Source organism: Bradyrhizobium erythrophlei, from assembly GCF_900142985.1.
Taxonomy (GTDB): Bacteria; Pseudomonadota; Alphaproteobacteria; order Rhizobiales; family Xanthobacteraceae; genus Bradyrhizobium; species Bradyrhizobium erythrophlei_B.
Window position 1 is genome coordinate 6,803,695 of sequence record NZ_LT670849.1, and the last position, 16,392, is coordinate 6,820,086.

At 61.8% G+C, this 16,392-nt stretch carries 13 protein-coding genes and 2 pseudogenes; 8 read left to right on the forward strand and 7 right to left on the reverse strand.

Annotated features, from left to right (window positions below):
* Positions 1 to 61: 61 nt before the first annotated feature.
* The gene (locus BUA38_RS32705; RefSeq protein ID WP_072824596.1) at positions 62 to 1,036 is read left to right on the forward strand and encodes a quinone oxidoreductase family protein; all 975 of its coding nucleotides are present in this window, start codon (positions 62 to 64) and stop codon (positions 1,034 to 1,036) included.
* Positions 1,037 to 1,048: 12 nt separating this feature from the next.
* Here BUA38_RS32705 and BUA38_RS32710 read toward each other — a convergent pair.
* A pseudogene (locus tag BUA38_RS32710) lies at positions 1,049 to 1,816 on the reverse strand (aminotransferase class III-fold pyridoxal phosphate-dependent enzyme); the annotation flags it as partial.
* A 118-nt stretch (positions 1,817 to 1,934) separates the two neighbouring features.
* Between BUA38_RS32710 and BUA38_RS32715 the strand changes: the two are divergent.
* Complete coding sequence (locus tag BUA38_RS32715) at positions 1,935 to 2,966, forward strand: IS110 family transposase (protein WP_072824598.1); 1,032 nt, start codon at positions 1,935 to 1,937, stop codon at positions 2,964 to 2,966.
* Positions 2,967 to 3,245: 279 nt separating this feature from the next.
* Here BUA38_RS32715 and BUA38_RS32720 read toward each other — a convergent pair.
* Positions 3,246 to 3,680, reverse strand: a pseudogene (locus BUA38_RS32720) (aminotransferase class III-fold pyridoxal phosphate-dependent enzyme); the annotation flags it as partial.
* Positions 3,681 to 3,912: 232 nt separating this feature from the next.
* The gene (gene rimO, locus BUA38_RS32725; RefSeq protein WP_072824600.1) at positions 3,913 to 5,238 is read right to left on the reverse strand and encodes a 30S ribosomal protein S12 methylthiotransferase RimO; all 1,326 of its coding nucleotides are present in this window, start codon (positions 5,236 to 5,238) and stop codon (positions 3,913 to 3,915) included.
* A 114-nt stretch (positions 5,239 to 5,352) separates the two neighbouring features.
* Here rimO and BUA38_RS32730 point away from each other — a divergent pair, with 114 nt between their 5' ends.
* The 5 genes from BUA38_RS32730 to BUA38_RS37740 all read left to right on the forward strand — a co-directional run bounded on the left by BUA38_RS32730 (position 5,353) and on the right by BUA38_RS37740 (position 11,181).
* Positions 5,353 to 5,943 carry an ANTAR domain-containing response regulator gene (locus BUA38_RS32730; protein ID WP_072824602.1) on the forward strand — a complete coding sequence of 197 codons (591 nt, stop codon included), beginning with the start codon at positions 5,353 to 5,355 and terminating at the stop codon, positions 5,941 to 5,943.
* Complete coding sequence (locus BUA38_RS32735; RefSeq protein WP_072824604.1) at positions 5,940 to 7,100, forward strand: CmpA/NrtA family ABC transporter substrate-binding protein; 1,161 nt, start codon at positions 5,940 to 5,942, stop codon at positions 7,098 to 7,100. The genes BUA38_RS32730 and BUA38_RS32735 overlap by 4 nt, the downstream gene beginning before the upstream one ends.
* 355 nt (positions 7,101 to 7,455) lie before the next feature.
* On the forward strand, positions 7,456 to 9,240 hold the full coding sequence (locus BUA38_RS32740; RefSeq protein WP_072824606.1) for a NirA family protein: 1,785 nt from the start codon (positions 7,456 to 7,458) through the stop codon (positions 9,238 to 9,240).
* A complete protein-coding gene (locus tag BUA38_RS32745) occupies positions 9,237 to 10,829 on the forward strand; it encodes a sulfite reductase subunit alpha (protein WP_072824608.1) in 1,593 nt (530 codons plus the stop codon). The genes BUA38_RS32740 and BUA38_RS32745 overlap by 4 nt, the downstream gene beginning before the upstream one ends.
* 199 nt (positions 10,830 to 11,028) lie before the next feature.
* Complete coding sequence (locus tag BUA38_RS37740) at positions 11,029 to 11,181, forward strand: hypothetical protein (RefSeq protein ID WP_172806128.1); 153 nt, start codon at positions 11,029 to 11,031, stop codon at positions 11,179 to 11,181.
* A gap of 33 nt (positions 11,182 to 11,214) precedes the next feature.
* Here the strand turns inward: BUA38_RS37740 and BUA38_RS32750 are convergent, their stop codons facing one another.
* On the reverse strand, positions 11,215 to 12,180 hold the full coding sequence (locus tag BUA38_RS32750; RefSeq protein WP_072824610.1) for a hypothetical protein: 966 nt from the start codon (positions 12,178 to 12,180) through the stop codon (positions 11,215 to 11,217).
* 161 nt (positions 12,181 to 12,341) lie between these two features.
* Between BUA38_RS32750 and BUA38_RS32755 the strand changes: the two genes are divergently transcribed.
* On the forward strand, positions 12,342 to 13,787 hold the full coding sequence (locus BUA38_RS32755) for a PLP-dependent aminotransferase family protein (RefSeq protein ID WP_072826616.1): 1,446 nt from the start codon (positions 12,342 to 12,344) through the stop codon (positions 13,785 to 13,787).
* 32 nt (positions 13,788 to 13,819) lie between these two features.
* On the opposite strand, the gene BUA38_RS32760 is transcribed toward BUA38_RS32755, so the two are convergent.
* Genes BUA38_RS32760 through pxpB form a run of 3 tightly spaced genes read right to left on the reverse strand, consistent with a single transcriptional unit; the run spans position 13,820 to position 16,389 of the window.
* Positions 13,820 to 14,590: a LamB/YcsF family protein gene (locus BUA38_RS32760; RefSeq protein WP_072824612.1), complete on the reverse strand. Its 771-nt coding sequence runs from the start codon at positions 14,588 to 14,590 to the stop codon at positions 13,820 to 13,822.
* Positions 14,591 to 14,623: 33 nt separating this feature from the next.
* A complete protein-coding gene (locus BUA38_RS32765) occupies positions 14,624 to 15,661 on the reverse strand; it encodes a biotin-dependent carboxyltransferase family protein (RefSeq protein ID WP_072824614.1) in 1,038 nt (345 codons plus the stop codon).
* Positions 15,658 to 16,389 (reverse strand): 5-oxoprolinase subunit PxpB, encoded by a 732-nt coding sequence (gene pxpB, locus BUA38_RS32770; RefSeq protein WP_072824615.1) that lies wholly within the window; start codon positions 16,387 to 16,389, stop codon positions 15,658 to 15,660. Before pxpB ends, BUA38_RS32765 begins: the two co-directional genes overlap by 4 nt.
* Positions 16,390 to 16,392: the final 3 nt, after the last annotated feature.

The window sequence follows — 16,392 nt, forward strand, 5'->3', positions numbered from 1 at the left end:
AGTTGACAACACGGCCTTGATGTCATTCGCTCGCGACAACGAAGCACAAAGGAGATGGGCGATGACCAAAGCCGTGCGGGTCCACAAGGTGGGAGGTCCCGAGGCCCTGGTCTATGAGGACACCGAACTGGCCCCGCCGGGCCCCGGCGAGATCCGCATTCGCCAGCACGCCGTCGGGCTGAACTTCATCGATACTTACTATCGCACCGGTCTCTACAAGGCGCCCGGCATGCCCTTCATCGTCGGCAACGAGGCCTCGGGCGAGGTTGTCGCGGTCGGTCCGGGCGTAACCAATTTTCATCCGGGCGATCGCGTCGCCTATTACGTCAACCTCGGCGCTTATGCCGCCGAACGCAACATTCCCTGGGAAAGGCTGGTCAAGCTCCCCGATCACATCACCTACGAGCAGGGCGCGGTGCTGATGCTGAAGGGGCTGACCGTCTGGTACCTGCTGCACAAGACGTTCAAGGTCGAGCCGCACCACCGCGTCTTGATTCACGCGGCGGCCGGCGGCATCGGTCTGTTGGCCTGCCAATGGGCGAGGGCGCTCGGCGCGCACGTCATCGGCACGGTCGGCTCCAAGGCCAAGGCGGATCTTGCGCTCGCCAACGGCTGCGACCACGTCATCCTCTATAATGAGGAAGATTTCGTCGCGCGCGTCAAACAAATCAGCCGCAACGAGTTGTGCGACGTGGTCTATGACGGCGTCGGCAAAACGACGTTTCCGGGTTCGCTGTCGTGCCTGAAGCCGCGCGGCCTGTTCGTGAGCTTCGGTAGCGCGTCGGGGCCGGTGCCGCCGTTTGCGATCGCCGAACTCAATAATCACGGCTCGCTGTTTGCGACCCGGCCGAAGCTCAACGATTATATCGGCAAACGCTACGAACTGCTCGAAGGCGCCGACACGCTGTTTGCCGCCGTCATCAACGGCAAACTGCACGTGCCGATCAACCACGCCTACGCGCTGAAGGATGCCGCCAAGGCCCATGCCGACCTCGAAAGCCGCGCCACCACCGGGGCGTCGATCCTCAAGCCGTAACTAGGCTCGGGCTCAAGCGACCCTACGGGCCGCGCCCGCTTTGGTCAGTAGTCCGTCCAGAGAATCGATCATCAGATCAATCTCTTGACGCCTGACATTGAGGGCCGGCATGAATCGCAAACTGTCGGGCCGCGGCGCGTTGAGAAGCACACCGGCGTCCAGCGCATCGGCCACGATCGAGGGGGCGATCGGCATCCGCAGATCGAGCGCTAGCAGCAAGCCCCGGCCGCGAACTTCACCGAGACCGTGACGCGCCGAGAGCCGTTGAAGTTCGCTCTCCAGATAAAGCCCGGTTTCCGTTACGCACTTCAGGAAGGCCGGCGCCGCGACTTGTTCGAGCACGGCAAGACCGGCCGCGCACATCAGTGCGTTGCCATTGAACGTTCCGCCCTGATCGCCATGCTCGAAGCAGGACACGGCCTCGGTCGCGAGCAGCGCTGCGAGCGGCACGCCGCCACCGAGCCCCTTGCCGAGCGTCATGATATCAGGCGCTATTCCCGTATGCTCGTAATGGAAGAGCTTGCCGGTGCGGGCGATGCCGGTCTGGATTTCATCGAAGATCAGAAGCAGGCCGTGCGCGGAGGTCAGCGCGCGCAACTCGCGCAAGAACTCGTCGCTCGCCGGCCAGACGCCGGCCTCGCCCTGGATCGGCTCCAGCATCACTGCCACCGTGTTGGCGTTGATCAGTTTTTCGACGGAGGCGAGATCGTGCCAGCGTGCTTTACGAAATCCGGACACCTTGGGCTCGAACAGAGGTTCAAAAGCCTTCTTGCCGGAAGATGGGGTTATCGGCCGGCCCAGCTTGTGGATAGCTGAAGATTTTGGGTGCTGCGCTTCAGGCTGATGGTGAAACGAGGTCCGTGGTAACGGCCTCAAGCATCAGAAGGAGAAGCGCAGCATGGACCATTTTGCTGGATTGGACGTATCGGTCAAGGAGACAAGTGTCTGCATTGTGGATGACACGGGCAGGATCGCGAAGGAATTAAGGGTAGCAAGCGAGCCAGACGCTCTGCTGCGGGTTCTGGGGAACCCGGCCTACCGTTTCAAGCGGATCGGATTGGAGGCTGGGCCGCTGTCGCAATGGCTTTTCGGTGCGCTTGCCGAAGCAGGCTTGCCTGTCATCTGTGTCGAGACGCGGCACATGCGGGCGGTTCTGAAGGCGCAGATCAACAAGACGGATCGCAACGATGCGCGCGGTATGGCCCAGATGATGCGGGCGGGGCTTTATCGCCCGGTGCATGTGAAGACGCTACGCAGTCAGAAACTGCGAGTGCTGTTGACCCATCGCAAACTGCTGCAGTCCAAGGCCATCGCCATCGATAACGACCTGCGAGGTACTTTGCGCAACTTCGGCCTCAAGGTGGGCGTGGTAGGAACGGTGAAGTTCGAGGCGCGCATCAAGGAGCTTGTCGAAAGCTTCCCGGATCTTGCTGAGTTAGTCGAACCGCTGCTGATTGTCCGGCGGACGCTTCGTGAGCAGATCGGCATTCTTCATCGTCACTTGCTGGCTATCGTTCGGAATGATGATGTGTGTCGGCGCCTGATGACCATCCCGGGTGTTGGTCCCGTTGTGGCACTGACCTATCGCGCAACTGTCGACGTGCCCGCCCGCTTCCGAAACTCCAAGGCGGTCGGGGCGGTGTTTGGGCTCACGCCTTCCAGGTATCAATCTGGCGAGATTGACCGACCCGGCGCCATATCAAGGTGCGGTGACGAGATGATGCGGGCAATGCTCTACGAAGCGGCTCATATCATGCTGGTGCGTTTGGCAAAGTGGTCCTGGCTCAAGGCCTGGGCCATGAAGATCGCCAGGCACCGCGGGATGAAGAAGGCGATCGTGGCGCTGGCGCGCCGGTTGGCGGTGATCATGCACCGCATCTGGGTTGACGGTACCGAGTTCCGATGGAGCCGGGAAGTTACAGCGGCGTGAGGACTAGCAGGATTAAACGCGATAGGAGGACACTCGAGTTCCACCGAGCGGTGGAATGATGTCCCTCACGGGACGATGGATGAGGTGAGTTCGTATGTCCGCTTGGACCCACTGTCTGTAAGACGGCAAGGCCGCCCCAAAGATTGTTCCGCCTCGTCTTCGAATCCCATACTGGAAGGGCCTTGGTGCCGATTCCGAAGAGAAGCACGAGCCCGTGGGCGACACCAACACCGCAAACATGGATAGTCTGAAAGTGCTTGACCCCTAACGGCCGATTAGAGAAGCGGACATCGTCGCTAGCGTCCGCCCATGAAAGCCGCCTTCGAAGGTGATGATCTCATACGCGCCATTTTTACGTAGAGAACCATATTTGCGCGCGAGCTTGATCGCGCCTTCGTTGGCTTCGGCGCCGGAATTGGCGAAGAACACCCGATCGAAGCGGCTCAGATCCGTGAGCGCTGTCGCGAGCTTTACGCTGGTGTCGTTATGATAGGCCGGGCTTGGCGTGATCAGGCGCTTGGCCTGCTCCGCAATCGCTTCAATGAGCGCGGGCGGTGAGTGGCCGAGGCAGTTGACCGCCCAGCCCTGGATGAAATCGAGATAACGCCTGCCGCTGTCGTCCCAGAGATAGGAACCCTTGCCGCGCACGAAGGCGATCGGCGGGCGGGCGGTGATCTCCATCAGCGCGTCGAACGAATGCGTGGCGTAAGTCATGTCGAACTCTCCTTAGCGTGGGTAAGAGGGCAGCCGAAAAGAAAGAAGGCCGCTCCTTTTGGGGTGCGGCCTTCTCGAAACGCTGCTGATTTGGTTATTTCAGCTTGATCGTCGGACATGGCGCACCCCATCGTCGTCACAGGAGTGACGGCGGCAGCGGGCGCGGGCGATGGTCCGGTTCGAAATCATGAGGCGCGCTGATACAGCCGAACGGCAGGAACTGTCAAGGGCATTAAAATCCGGCGACCGTTCCGTGCAGGTCATATTCGTCGGAGCGTTCGATCTTCGCCGTGACGATCTCGCCGACTTTTAGCGGCCTGCGGCTCGTGACGTAAACCGACCCGTCGATCTCCGGCGCGTCCGCCTTTGAACGACCCTTGGCAACGGTTGGGCCGACTTCGTCGATCATCACCTGCTGGCGGGTGCCGATTTTTCGTTTGAGACGCCGTGCGGAAATCTTCTGCTGCCGCGCCATCAGCGCATTCCAGCGCTCCTGTTTGACTTCGTCAGGCACGACGGGGCCAAGCGCATTCGCCGGTGCGCCGGCGACGGGCTCGTATTTGAAGCAACCGAGGCGGTCGATCTCCGCTCCCTCGAGCCAATCGAGCAGTTCGGCAAAATCCGAATCGGTCTCGCCGGGAAAGCCGACGATGAAGGTTGAGCGCAGCGCCAACTCTGGACATTGCGCACGCCAGCTCTTGATCCGCGACAGCGTCTTCTCCTGCGCGGCCGGACGCTTCATGGCTTTGAGAACTTCCGGGCTTGCGTGCTGAAAGGGGATATCGAGGTAGGGCAACACCTTGCCGTCGTTCATCAGGCCGATGACCTCGTCGACATGCGGGTAGGGGTAGACATATTGCAGCCGTATCCACACGCCGAATTCGCCGAGCGCCTGCGCCAGATCGAAGAACTTCGCGCGGACCTCGCGGTCCTTCCATGGCGTGGCGGCATATTTGATGTCGACCCCATACGCCGAGGTGTCCTGCGAGATGACAAGCAATTCTTTCACGCCGGCAGCCACCAGCCGCTCGGCCTCGCGCAGCACGTCGTTGGCCGGACGCGACACCAGATCGCCGCGCAGTTTCGGGATGATGCAGAACGAGCAGCGGTTGTTGCAGCCTTCGGAAATCTTCAAGTAAGCGTAGTGCCGCGGCGTCAGCTTGACGCCCTGCGGCGGCACCAGATCAAGATGCGGATTGTGCGCGGGCGGCAGGGCGCGATGCACGGCTTCGAGCACGCTCTCATATTGCTGGGGTCCGGTGATCGAGAGTACACCCGGATAGGCCTTCTCGATCTGCTCGGGTTCGGCGCCCATGCAGCCGGTGACGATGACCTTGCCATTTTCGGCCATGGCGTCGCCGATCGCGGAAAGCGATTCCTGCTTGGCGCTGTCGAGAAAACCGCAGGTGTTGACGATGACGATATCGGCACCGTCATGCTTGCGCGCGAGCTCATAGCCTTCGGCGCGCAGCCGCGTGATGATGCGCTCGGAATCCACCAAGGCCTTGGGGCATCCAAGCGAAACGAAACTGACTTTAGGCGCGGCGGCCTGCGACATCTTTGAACTGTCCAGATAATTCGGCACGAGCTAATCCCAATCGTGCACAAATACAAGGCTTTGAGCCGGACCATTTCGACGTGCTATCAATACACTGCCGGAAGCTGGTGAACGATGGGCGCCGAGTCGTCTCCCAAGATTGCAATTGTCGACGAAAGCCCGATCCGCGCCGCTATCCTCGAGGAAGGGTTGCGGGAGGCGGGCTTTACCGACGTCGTGCGCATCGAGGAAATGCAAAGCCTTTTGAGCCGCATCTATGCGCTCGATCCCGATGTCATCGTCATCGATCTCGAAAATCCCAGCCGCGATATCCTGGAACAGATGTTCCAGGTCAGCCGCGCGGTGCGCCGGCCGATCGCGATGTTCGTGGACCAAAGCGACGCCGCTTCGATCCAGGCCTCCGTCGACGCCGGAGTTTCCGCCTATATCGTCGACGGCCTGAAGAAAGAGCGCCTCAAGCCGATCCTTGATCTCTGCATCTCCCGCTTCAACGCCTTCTCGAAGCTCCAGGACGAACTCGACCGCGCCAAATCGGCGCTGGAGGACCGCAAGATCATCGAGCGGGCCAAGGGCATCCTGATGAAACTGAAAGGCCTGACCGAAGACGAGGCCTATGTGCTGCTGCGATCGACGGCCATGCGTGAGAAGAAAAAAATCGGCGAAATCGCCCAGTCGATCCTGACGGCGTCGGAGCTCCTGAAATGACAACCCCGCTCCAAATCGGCTTTATCCCCCTGATCGATGCCGCAGCAGTGATCACCGCCGTCGAGAAGGGCTTTACCAGGTCCGAAGGCCTCGACGTGAAGCTCGTTCGCGAGGTGTCGTGGTCGAACGTTCGCGACAAGCTTAATATCGGCCTGTTCGACGCCGCGCATATTCTGGCCCCGCTTCCAATCGCCTCCAGCCTTGGGCTTGGACATATCAAAGTGCCGATGGTCGTGCCGCTGACGCTAAACCTCAACGGCAATGCGATTACGGTGTCGCCGGCGCTGCATGCGGCGATCATGGCGGAGATCGACGGCGATCCCTTTGATCCGATGGCGACCGCAAAAGCGCTGTCGCGGGTCGTGGCCGCGCGGCGGCGAAGCGGCGGCGAACCGCCAACCTTCGGCATGACCTTTCCGTTTTCGACGCATAACTATCAGCTTCGGTTCTGGATGGCCGCCGGTGGCGTCGATCCCGACGAGGATGTGCGTCTGGTTGTGCTGCCGCCGCCGTTCATGGTCGAGAGCATCGCCAGCGGCCAGATCGACGGATTCTGTGTCGGCGCACCGTGGAACTCGATTGCGGTCGACCGTGGTGTGGGCCGAATCCTGCACTTTGGTTCGGACATCCTCCAGCGCGCGGCGGAGAAGGTGCTGGCCGTTCGCCAGCAATGGGCCGAGAAAAATCCGCAAACGATGTCAGCGCTGGTTCGCGCGGTGTTTCGTGCCGCCGAATTTGCGGAAGCGCCCGACAACCGGCGCGAAGTCGCGCAGATTCTGGCGAGGAGCGAATATATCGGCGTCGATGCCAGCGTGATCCTGCGAACGCTGGAGGGGCGGTTGAAGATTGCCCCTGACGGCACTATCCGCGAAGGCGATCGATATATTCTGTTCGCGCGCGAGGAAGCGTCCGTGCCTGATCCGGTTCAGGCGGCCTGGCTCTACGCGCAGATGGTGCGTTGGCGTCAGACGGCGATGAGCCCGGAGGCGCTCAAAGCCGCCCAGGACACGTTCCGGCCGGACCTCTATGGCGCTGCACTCGGAAGTACCGGTCTGCCGCAACCGGGCTCCAAAGCCCTCGGCGCCTTTGCTGGGCCGCGCTTCGACGCGGGCAACATCGAAGCCTATTTCGCGTCGTTAGCGGCCGGGCAGGGATAGCATCGAAGCTCCGCGTTGAGACAAAAACGGGCAGGCCCGTGAATCGGCTAGTTTTTAGGCTTGGTGCCCAAGATTCGCAGAACGCCTAGGCGAACGGAACTTCATTTCTTCTATATAACCTATTGAAATAACTATATTTCGATCAAGGAATCATCATGGCACGCAACTTGAATGTTGCAGTGCAGCCAGCACGCTGACGCCCGCTGGCTTTCGTCCAATGGACTTTCACAGCAACGAAGCTGGTCGGGCCGGATGAAGCAGAGGTCGGCGGTTTCCGCCGGGCCGATGCTTGCTCCGCCAAGTGCCTTTTCCCCGAAGGCCGCGAGTCTGCGGCACAGGAGCTTCGTTGCGCGCCATGAAGATTGACACTCTCCCGGTCGAGTTTACCGACGAGCAGAAGCGTTACCTCGAGGGTTTCACGACGGGCTTGCAGATCAGCCGGGTCGGGCGCGGCCTCGGTGGCGGCGCGGCCAAGGCCAACGCGGAGCCGGCCGGACCGGATGCTGCACACGTCAAGGCGCAGGACCTCGCTCTCGCCTCCGGCAAAAAGCTCGCCGACCAGGAGAAGTTCAAGCGCGACGAACATCCCTTTGATGCCTATCCGCGACTGAAGCAGCAGGCGCTGACGAACGCGCCACCGTCGCCGGCCGATAATTTTCGCTGGCGCTATTACGGCCTGTTCTACGTCGCGCCTGCGCAAGACTCCTACATGTGCCGCCTGCGCATTCCGAACGGCATTCTCAAGCACTGGCAGCTTGCCGGCCTCGCCGATCTCATCGAACCGCTGTGCGGTCCCTTCAGCCACGTGACGACCCGCGCCAATCTTCAGGTGCGCGAAATTCCGCCGAAAAACGCGGTCGCTCTGATCGAAGGCATTCAGGACCTCGGCCTGTGCTCGCGCGGCTCCGGCGCCGACAACATCCGCAACGTCACGGGCACGCCGACCGCCGGCATCGATCCGCAGGAACTGATCGATACCCGTGAATATGCCCGGGAGTGGCACTTTCACATTCTCAACGACCGCTCGCTTTATGGATTGCCGCGCAAATTCAACGTCGCCTTCGACGGCGCGGGCCGGATCGCGGTGCTGGAAGACACCAACGACATCGCCTTCGCAGGCGTCGAAGTGAAGGACGGCTTTGGTGTCGAACCCGGAGTGTGGTTTCGTTTAGGGATCGGCGGCATCACCGGCCACAAGGACTTTGCCAAGGAAACCGGCATCATCGTCAAACCGGCGGACGCCACCAAGGTGGCGGACGCGATCGTGCGCGCCTTCATCGATACCGGCGACCGCACCAATCGCCTGAAGGCGCGCCTGAAATATGTCATCGACAACATCGGCATGGAGAAATTCCTTGGACTGGTCGAAGCAAAACTTGGCCATGCCCTGCCGCGTGTTCCGCCGGAAGCGATGGCGCCGCGGCCCGCCTTCGACCGGATGGCTCATATTGGCGTTCACAAGCAGAAGCAGGACGGCCTGAACTGGATCGGGGTCGCGTTGCCGCTCGGCAAGGCGACCTGCGAGCAGATGCGCGGTCTCGCCAGAATCGCTGCCGATTTCGGCGACGGAGAGATCCGGCTGACCGTCTGGCAGAACCTGCTCATTTCAGGCGTAAGCGACACCAACGTCGAACTGGCGGTCAAGGCCATCGAGGCGATCGGGCTTTCGATCACGGCCTCGAACATTCGCGCCGGGCTCATCGCCTGCACCGGCAACGCCGGCTGCAAGTTTGCCGCCTCCGACACCAAGGCGCATGCGGCCGCGATCGGCGACTGGTGCGACGGCCGCATCGAGGTCGATACGCCGCTGAACATCCATCTGACCGGCTGCCACCATTCCTGCGCACAACATTACATCAGCGATATCGGCCTGATCGCCGCCAAAGTGCCGGTCGGCGATAGCGACGATACGGTCGAGGGCTATCATCTGTTCGCAGGCGGAGGATTCGGGCCCGACGCCGACATCGGCCACGAGGTCTATCACGACCTCAAGGCCGAGGACGCGCCGCAGACAGTCGAGAAGCTGCTCAAGGCCTATCTCGCACATCGCGCCAATCCATCCGAAACCTTCCTGACATTCGCTCGCCGCCACGACGGCGAGAGCCTGCGTAAGCTCGCGGACGCGGAGACCTCCTCATGAACCAGATCACGCCGCCGCCGAAAATCGAGATCATCCCGTCGAGCGCACCCTTCTCGGAGGCGCAACGCTCCTGGCTCAATGGCTTCTTCGCCGGCCTTTTGAGCGACGCACCAACGCCACTTTCGGCCGAACAGGGCGCTGCCGTGATGCAAGGGGCGGACGCCGATGACGGCGAGGCCCCCTGGCACGACCAGACAATTCCGATCGCCGAGCGCATGAAGCTCGCCGAGGGACGTCCACTGCGGCGGCGCATGATGGCAGCGATGGCGCAACAGGATTGCGGCCAGTGCGGCTACAACTGCCACGACTATTCGGAGGCCATCTCGAGCAAGGCGGAAGGGCGGTTGAATTTGTGCGTCCCCGGCGGCAAGGAAACCGCGCGGATGCTGAAGTCGCTCTATGAGGAGATCGACAAGGTTCCGGCCGCAGCATCGACGCCTTCCACAACCCCTACGGCGCCCGCACCCGTCGCCGAACCCGGCCGTTCCCGCGATAACCCTGCGCCGGCAACCTTCGTCTCGCGAAGGCTGCTCAACAAGGGCGGCTCCGAGAAAGAAACCTGGCACATCGAGTTCGATCTTTCCGGCTGTGGCCTCGACTACGAGGTCGGCGACTCCTTCGGCATTTTCGCCAAGAACGAACTCGGCCATGTCGATCAGATCATCGCGCTGCTCGGCGCTTCCCATACGACGCAGGTGCGGGGCCGGACGCTGCGCGAGGTGCTGACCGATGAAGTCTCGCTCGCCCCCGCGCCGGATTCCCTGTTCGAACTGATCTCCTTCATCACCGGCGGCGCGCAGCGCGAGAAGGCAAGGGCGCTGGCGCAAGGCGACGACCCCGATGGCGATGCCGCGACGCTCGACGTGATGGCGGTCCTGCAAAAATTCTCCGGCGTTCGTCCGCACCCGGAAGCGTTTGTCGAAGCGCTCGAGCCGCTACAACCGCGGCTTTATTCGATCTCCTCGTCGCATAACGCGACACCCGGAAAATTGTCGCTGACGGTTGACTGCGTGCGTTACGTGATCGGCAAGCGCAAACGGCTCGGGCTCGCCTCCACGTTTCTTGCCGAGCGGGTCCAGCCCGGCGACGAGGTGAAGGTGTATGTGCAGAAAGCGCACGGGTTTGGCCTGCCGCAGGATTCGAAGATACCGATCATCATGATCGGACCCGGTACCGGCATTGCGCCGTTCCGCGCCTTCCTGCTCGACCGCAGGGCCACCGGCTCGGTGGGGCGCAACTGGCTGTTCTTCGGTCATCAGCGGTCGAGCTGCGACTTCTTTTATTCCGATGAACTCAACGCCATGAAGACCTCGGGTCTGCTGACGCGACTGTCGCTCGCCTGGTCGCGCGACGGCGACAAGAAGTTCTATGTGCAGGATCGCATGCGCGAGGTTGGCCGCGAATTGTGGAGCTGGCTCGCCGAAGGCGCGCATGTCTATGTCTGTGGCGACGCCAAGCGGATGGCCAAGGACGTCGAGCGCGCGCTCGTCGATATCGTGGCGCAGCATGGCGCACGGTCCACCGATGAGGCCGTCAGCTTTATCGGGGAATTGAAGAAGAAGGGCCGCTTCCAGCAAGACGTCTACTGATAGCGAAACGCACGCAATGCTGGAACCGGTTCCGGTTACTGAAAAATTGAACGAATAAAATTCCTGGAAGACTCCACGTCAGAGAAATTCCATCTGAAGTTGAGGCTCGCCGGGCAACGATATCGCTATTTTCGGCATCGTCTTGTTTCCGCCCGTAATGGCCGCTCCACTACAACGCATGTCACGTTGGAGATCGGCCATGCGCGAATTATCGGCGGAAGCCCGATTACATCTGTATGCGCGTTCGCTGTCCCGCAAAACCGGCAACGGATTTCATGCGGCCGCGCTTTATGGCGCCTTTGCCTTGATCGCGGGCGTCCTGTTCGGGACGTTGTCCGTCCATCCCTTCTAGACCCACACTGTACCGCTGTTAGGAATTGGACCACTAGACGAACTGCACGCGCATTCCGCACATTCCCAGCATGATCGCGGTCGCGATCAGCGCGCCAACGATAGCACCTCCAATCATTACCCGGTCGGCAATCGGCTTTGACACGCCGTGTCCGAGCAGCACGAGGCGCAAGCCGCTCGACAGGTGCGCGAGCACGAAGAAAACGCCGAGCCCATAATGCGGCAACAGGCGAATGTTGCGGGCGCCGCGGATCAGACCGACCGGCGCGCCGGTCGCAAAATCCCAACCGGTTTCGATCCCAAGGAAAGTTCGTCCGAGGATGAACACCGAGTCCATATGGCCGACCACGTAGAAGACAAGGTACATGCCTGAGGCGACCTGGAATGCGCGAAACGCATCCATCGGCTTCGCCATATACCGCATCGCGAAATAGAGACCGGTTCCGACCTGAAAGAACAATAAAAGCACCAGCACCGGCTCAATCAGTTTTGCCCGATAGACGGCGCGAACCGATTTCATATGGTTGGTGAGATGTAGTCCGAGAAAGATCGTGACGATCGCAAGCGCGGAAAACCCGTGCGCGACGCGGATCGCAGGCCACACCGGTTTGGCGTCGGAGGGGACTGGCCGTTCGTTGTCGGCAAGCAGGACAAACATCAGCGCGCCGATCCAGAACAGCGTCCATAGCGCAACGTCGGGAACGGGATTGCCCGCCATGAAGACGAGCACACCGAGGAAGACCAGGATCGTCGGCGCGGCGACTGATAGCGTGGCAATCCGTCTCGCCCGCAACTGGGCAAGTGTCGGATTTTCGATCGCGCCCAAACGCTGCGACATGACAAGCGCCGCCGCGGGTACCGCGAATGACAGCATCAAGGAAATGACCGCCGCAAGTATCGAAAGATAGGAGCTGTGTCCGACCTCAACAGAGGTGACCGCGTCGTTGAAGGATTTCAGCGTAAGCGGATAGACCAGCGCGGCGGCGGGGGCGATAATCATCCCCAAGCGATTGCCGATGGAGCGTGGTCGGGGCAGCGTTGCAGAAATCGTCACTGGTGACCTCTATTCTTGAATTCGCGAGCCGCCGCGATGAGGGTGTCTCGCCAGCGGTTGACATGACCTCCTATCTCCTGAAATTGGTTTCGGGGAGGTCCAATTTGATGGCCATTTCACCGACCACTTTGAAGCGGCGGCGGCAAACGCTGCTCGACCTTCCGTTACGGCTCGATCCCGCACGTGGCAGCCAGTCGCTTCAAGTCCATGCCAGCTTGCGCAGCGCCATCCTCGAAGGCCGGTTGACGGCAGGACTTCGTCTGCCATCGAGCCGTGACCTCGCCAGGCAGTTCCGGGTACGGCGCAACGTCGTCGTAGCGGCGTATGAGCACCTGCTCAGCGACGGGCTTGTCGAAGCCCATATCGGCGCCGGCACCTATGTTGCTGCAGAACTGCCGCCGCGCGCCCGTCCGGCAAAGGCTGTTTCATTGGCTTCCGCCGCAGGTCCGGGGGCGCGGGGACCGTTCGCGCTCGGGCGAACGTATGCGGCGCCCGACTTGCTCCAACGGCTCGGCATTGCCGTTCGCCGGCACATATCGGCTGGCGCCGGCATCGATCGCGGCTATGGCGATCCGCGAGGCAGCGAGGCGCTGCGCGAGCAGATTGCGCTCCATCTGGCGGCAACACGGGGCATTCGATGCGACCCGGCCTGCGTCGTCATTCTCGGCAGCACGCAGCAAGCATTGCGGCTGTGTGCGGAGGCGTTGCTCAAGCCGGGCGATGCCGTCTGGTTTGAGGATCCCGGTTATCCCTTCTCCCGGCAGGCTCTCGAAGCCGCGCGCGTGAAAATCGTACCGGTACCGGTCGACAGTCAGGGCCTGGATGTGCCGCAGGCGCTAAAGCAACGCCCGTCTGCAAAGGCGGTCTACATCACGCCGTCGCACCAGTTTCCGCTAGGTGTGACCATGAGCATGTCGCGCAGGGTCGCGTTGCTCGACTGGGCGCGCGCGTCGCAGGGATGGATTTTCGAGGACGATTATGACAGCGAATTTCGTTATGCGGGTCCGCCGCTGACGGCGCTGGCCGGCATCGACGGCCATGACCGCGTCATCTATCTCGGCACCTTCTCGAAAATGATGTTTTCTTCGCTGCGCCTGTCGTTCGCCGTGCTGCCATCCACCATCCTCACCGAGGTGACAAAAGCCAGGCTCGCCTATGACCGGTTTCCGCCAAGCTTCGTGGAGACGGCGGTGGCGGACCTGATGTCCGACGGCTTTCTCTCCGCTCATGCGCGTCGGATGCGGGCGCGTTACCGCGCCGCGCGCGACGTCGTCACGCAAACCATCGCCGAGGCGTCCCACGGTATCTTGCAGGTGCAGTCGCCGGAACAGGGCATGCACATGGTGGCGCATCTTCCGGAGCGGACGACAGCAGAAACCGCCGGCAGCATACGCGCAGCCGCCAACGTGGAATCCCGGCTGCTGTCGGAAATGCGTATGACCAAAGGAAAAGGCGACGGCTTTGTGCTCGGCTTCGCTGGCCACGGCATCGGTGCGCTGGAAACAGCCGCGCGGCGGCTCGGCCGCGCGGCGCGCGATCATTTCAAGGCGTGAACTTCAATCGCGTACCGGACGTGACGTCTCCGTCAGGAGGCCTTCTTGAACGGTGCCACGTCGATGCCGGCCTCTTTCAGCGCCTGGCGAACGCCGCGCGCGATATCGACGGCGCCGGGCGTGTCACCATGGATGCAAATGGTATCGGTTCGCATCTTGATGACCTTGCCGGTGACCGACACGACCGCGCCGTCCTGCACCATTCGCACCACGCGTTCAGCAATCTGCTTGGGATCATGCAGGACCGAACCCGGCTTCTTGCGTGAAACCAGGTTACCGTTGTCCTCATAGGCTCGGTCGGCGAAGACTTCGTGCGCCATCGACAAATTTGCGGCTTCGCCAGCCTGAACCAGCTTGGAATTGGCGAGCACGACGAACACCAGATTCGGGTCGACAGCCTTGATCCCGGCAGCAATGGCGCGTGCGGTGCTGTCTTCTTCACAGGCGACGTTCGACAGCGCGCCATGCGCCTTGACGTGAGTGACCTTGTAGTTGGACAGCGCGGCGACGCCTTGCAGCGCGCCAATCTGGTAGGCGACGAGATTTTCGATTTCGCGCGCCGGCATGCCGTAGAACGGCCGGCGGCCGAAGCCGTGAATGTCGCGATAGCCCGGATGGGCGCCGATGCTGACACCGCGCGCCTTTGCCAGTTCCACCGTTTGGCGCATCACATCGTAGTCGCCGCCATGAAAGCCACATGCGACGTTTACGGAACTGGCGACGTCGATCATCGCGGCATCATTACCCATCTGCCATGCGCCGAAGGACTCGCCGAGATCGCTGTTCAGGTCGACCGTTTTCATGTTGTTATCCGTTTGCTGGTTGGTCTTTCGAAATTATTCCGCGCCGGCAACTTGCCAGGTCCGGGCGTCCATCGCACTGACGGCGACGCCGGCGACATTGGCATCTTGCAGCGCTTCGACATTGAGATCAAAGCTCTCGATCGATCCAAGCCGGTCGGGCAGGGTGCGCAGCAGCTCTGCGAATTTGCGCGCCTCGGCTTGCGCCTCCTCCATGCTGACGACCTTGAACCGAAAGGCCGTTCCGGCGGGGATCTGGGCAAACCGGCCGTAGTCGGCCGTAATCACGGTCGCGATCTTGGGGTAGCCGCCGCTGGTTCCGCGATCGGACATCAGCACGATCGGCTGTCCGTTGCCGGGGACCTGGATGCTGCCGTTGACCGTGCCGTCGGAGACGATGTTGTGGCCATGCAGGTGTTTGATGACGGGGCCTTCGAGGCGATAGCCCATACGGTCGCTGGTCGCCGATATCTTCCATTCGCTGTCGAGGAACAGCTTGACCGCCCCCTCGCTGAACTCGTCGTTCTGCGGTCCCGGCACAATCCGGATCGGCCCGCTAGCGGCTGCCGGCAGATCGATGCGGCGCTCCGGGATGGCGTTTGCCGCAGCGACGTCCAGCTCATCACCGGACTGCAACGGACGTGGGTAGGGGCTGCCGAGGCCGGCCCGCGCATTGACCGAAAGACTGCCGAACACCGGCTCGCCCTTGATGCCGCCTTCGATCGCGAGATAACTGAACGAACCGCCGCGCGCCATGCCGAGCTTCAGCGTTTCGCCGTCGGCGATCGTGACAGATGTATCCCACGCCACCGACCGGCTGCCGATATCGGCGCTGCGGGGAGCGCCCGAAAGCGCCACGCGAACGGCACCTCCGCGCGCTTTCAGTGATGCGCCGTAAGGGCCGATTTCGATCGCCGCCGTCAACAGCGGATTCCCGGCCAGACAATTGGCGACCGCGAGCGCCAGGCGGTCCATTGCCCCGCTTGGCGTCAAGCCGTAGCGCTGGGCGCCGAAGCGGCCGCCGTCCTGCACCGAACTCGCCGGGCCAATCGATAATATGGCAAGGTTGGTCATGCGGCGATCAATTCAGCAATGATCTCGCCACCCTCAACCGCGCGCTCCTGCTCGGCATAGGTCTTGGCATCGATCTGATAGAATTTCACGTGATCGCCGGGTTCGAGCAGGAAAGTCGGCTCACGGTGTAATTGATAGGTGCGCACCGGCGTGCACCCCAACAGATGCCAGCCGCTCGGACCCGCGATACATTGAACCCCGGTCTGCACACCACCGATCGAAACTGTACCCGCGGGCGTCAGCAGACGCGGATCTTTCCGCCGCGACATGTGCAGGAACTCGTGCAGGCCGCTGAGATAGGACCAGCCCGGCGTGAACCCGATCATGGCGACGCGATATTCGCTGGCGATGTGTCGCGCAACAATGTCGTCGGGCGTCGTGTTGAGCGTTTTGGCGACATCTTCGAGATCGATGCCGTACTCGCCACCATAGGCAACCGGAATTCGCCACAGCCGGGCCTTTTCCGAAGCCGGCAGCTGCCGCAGCGCCAGTTCAAGGAGCTTTTGGCCAAGCGTTGCGAAGTCGATTTGGGCCGGATCGTAATGAACCAGAAGCGACCGGTAGGTCGGAATGGATTCGCTCACGCCCGCAATCGGCTCCTGTGCCAGGAGGCGGTCCAGCGCCAGCACGCGGCGATTGGCTTCGTCATCGATCTTGCGGCTGAATTCCACCGTGACTGCACTGTCGCCGCTGGGCAGGAGGCGAGGAGGAGAAAGTGGCGCAGCCATCGT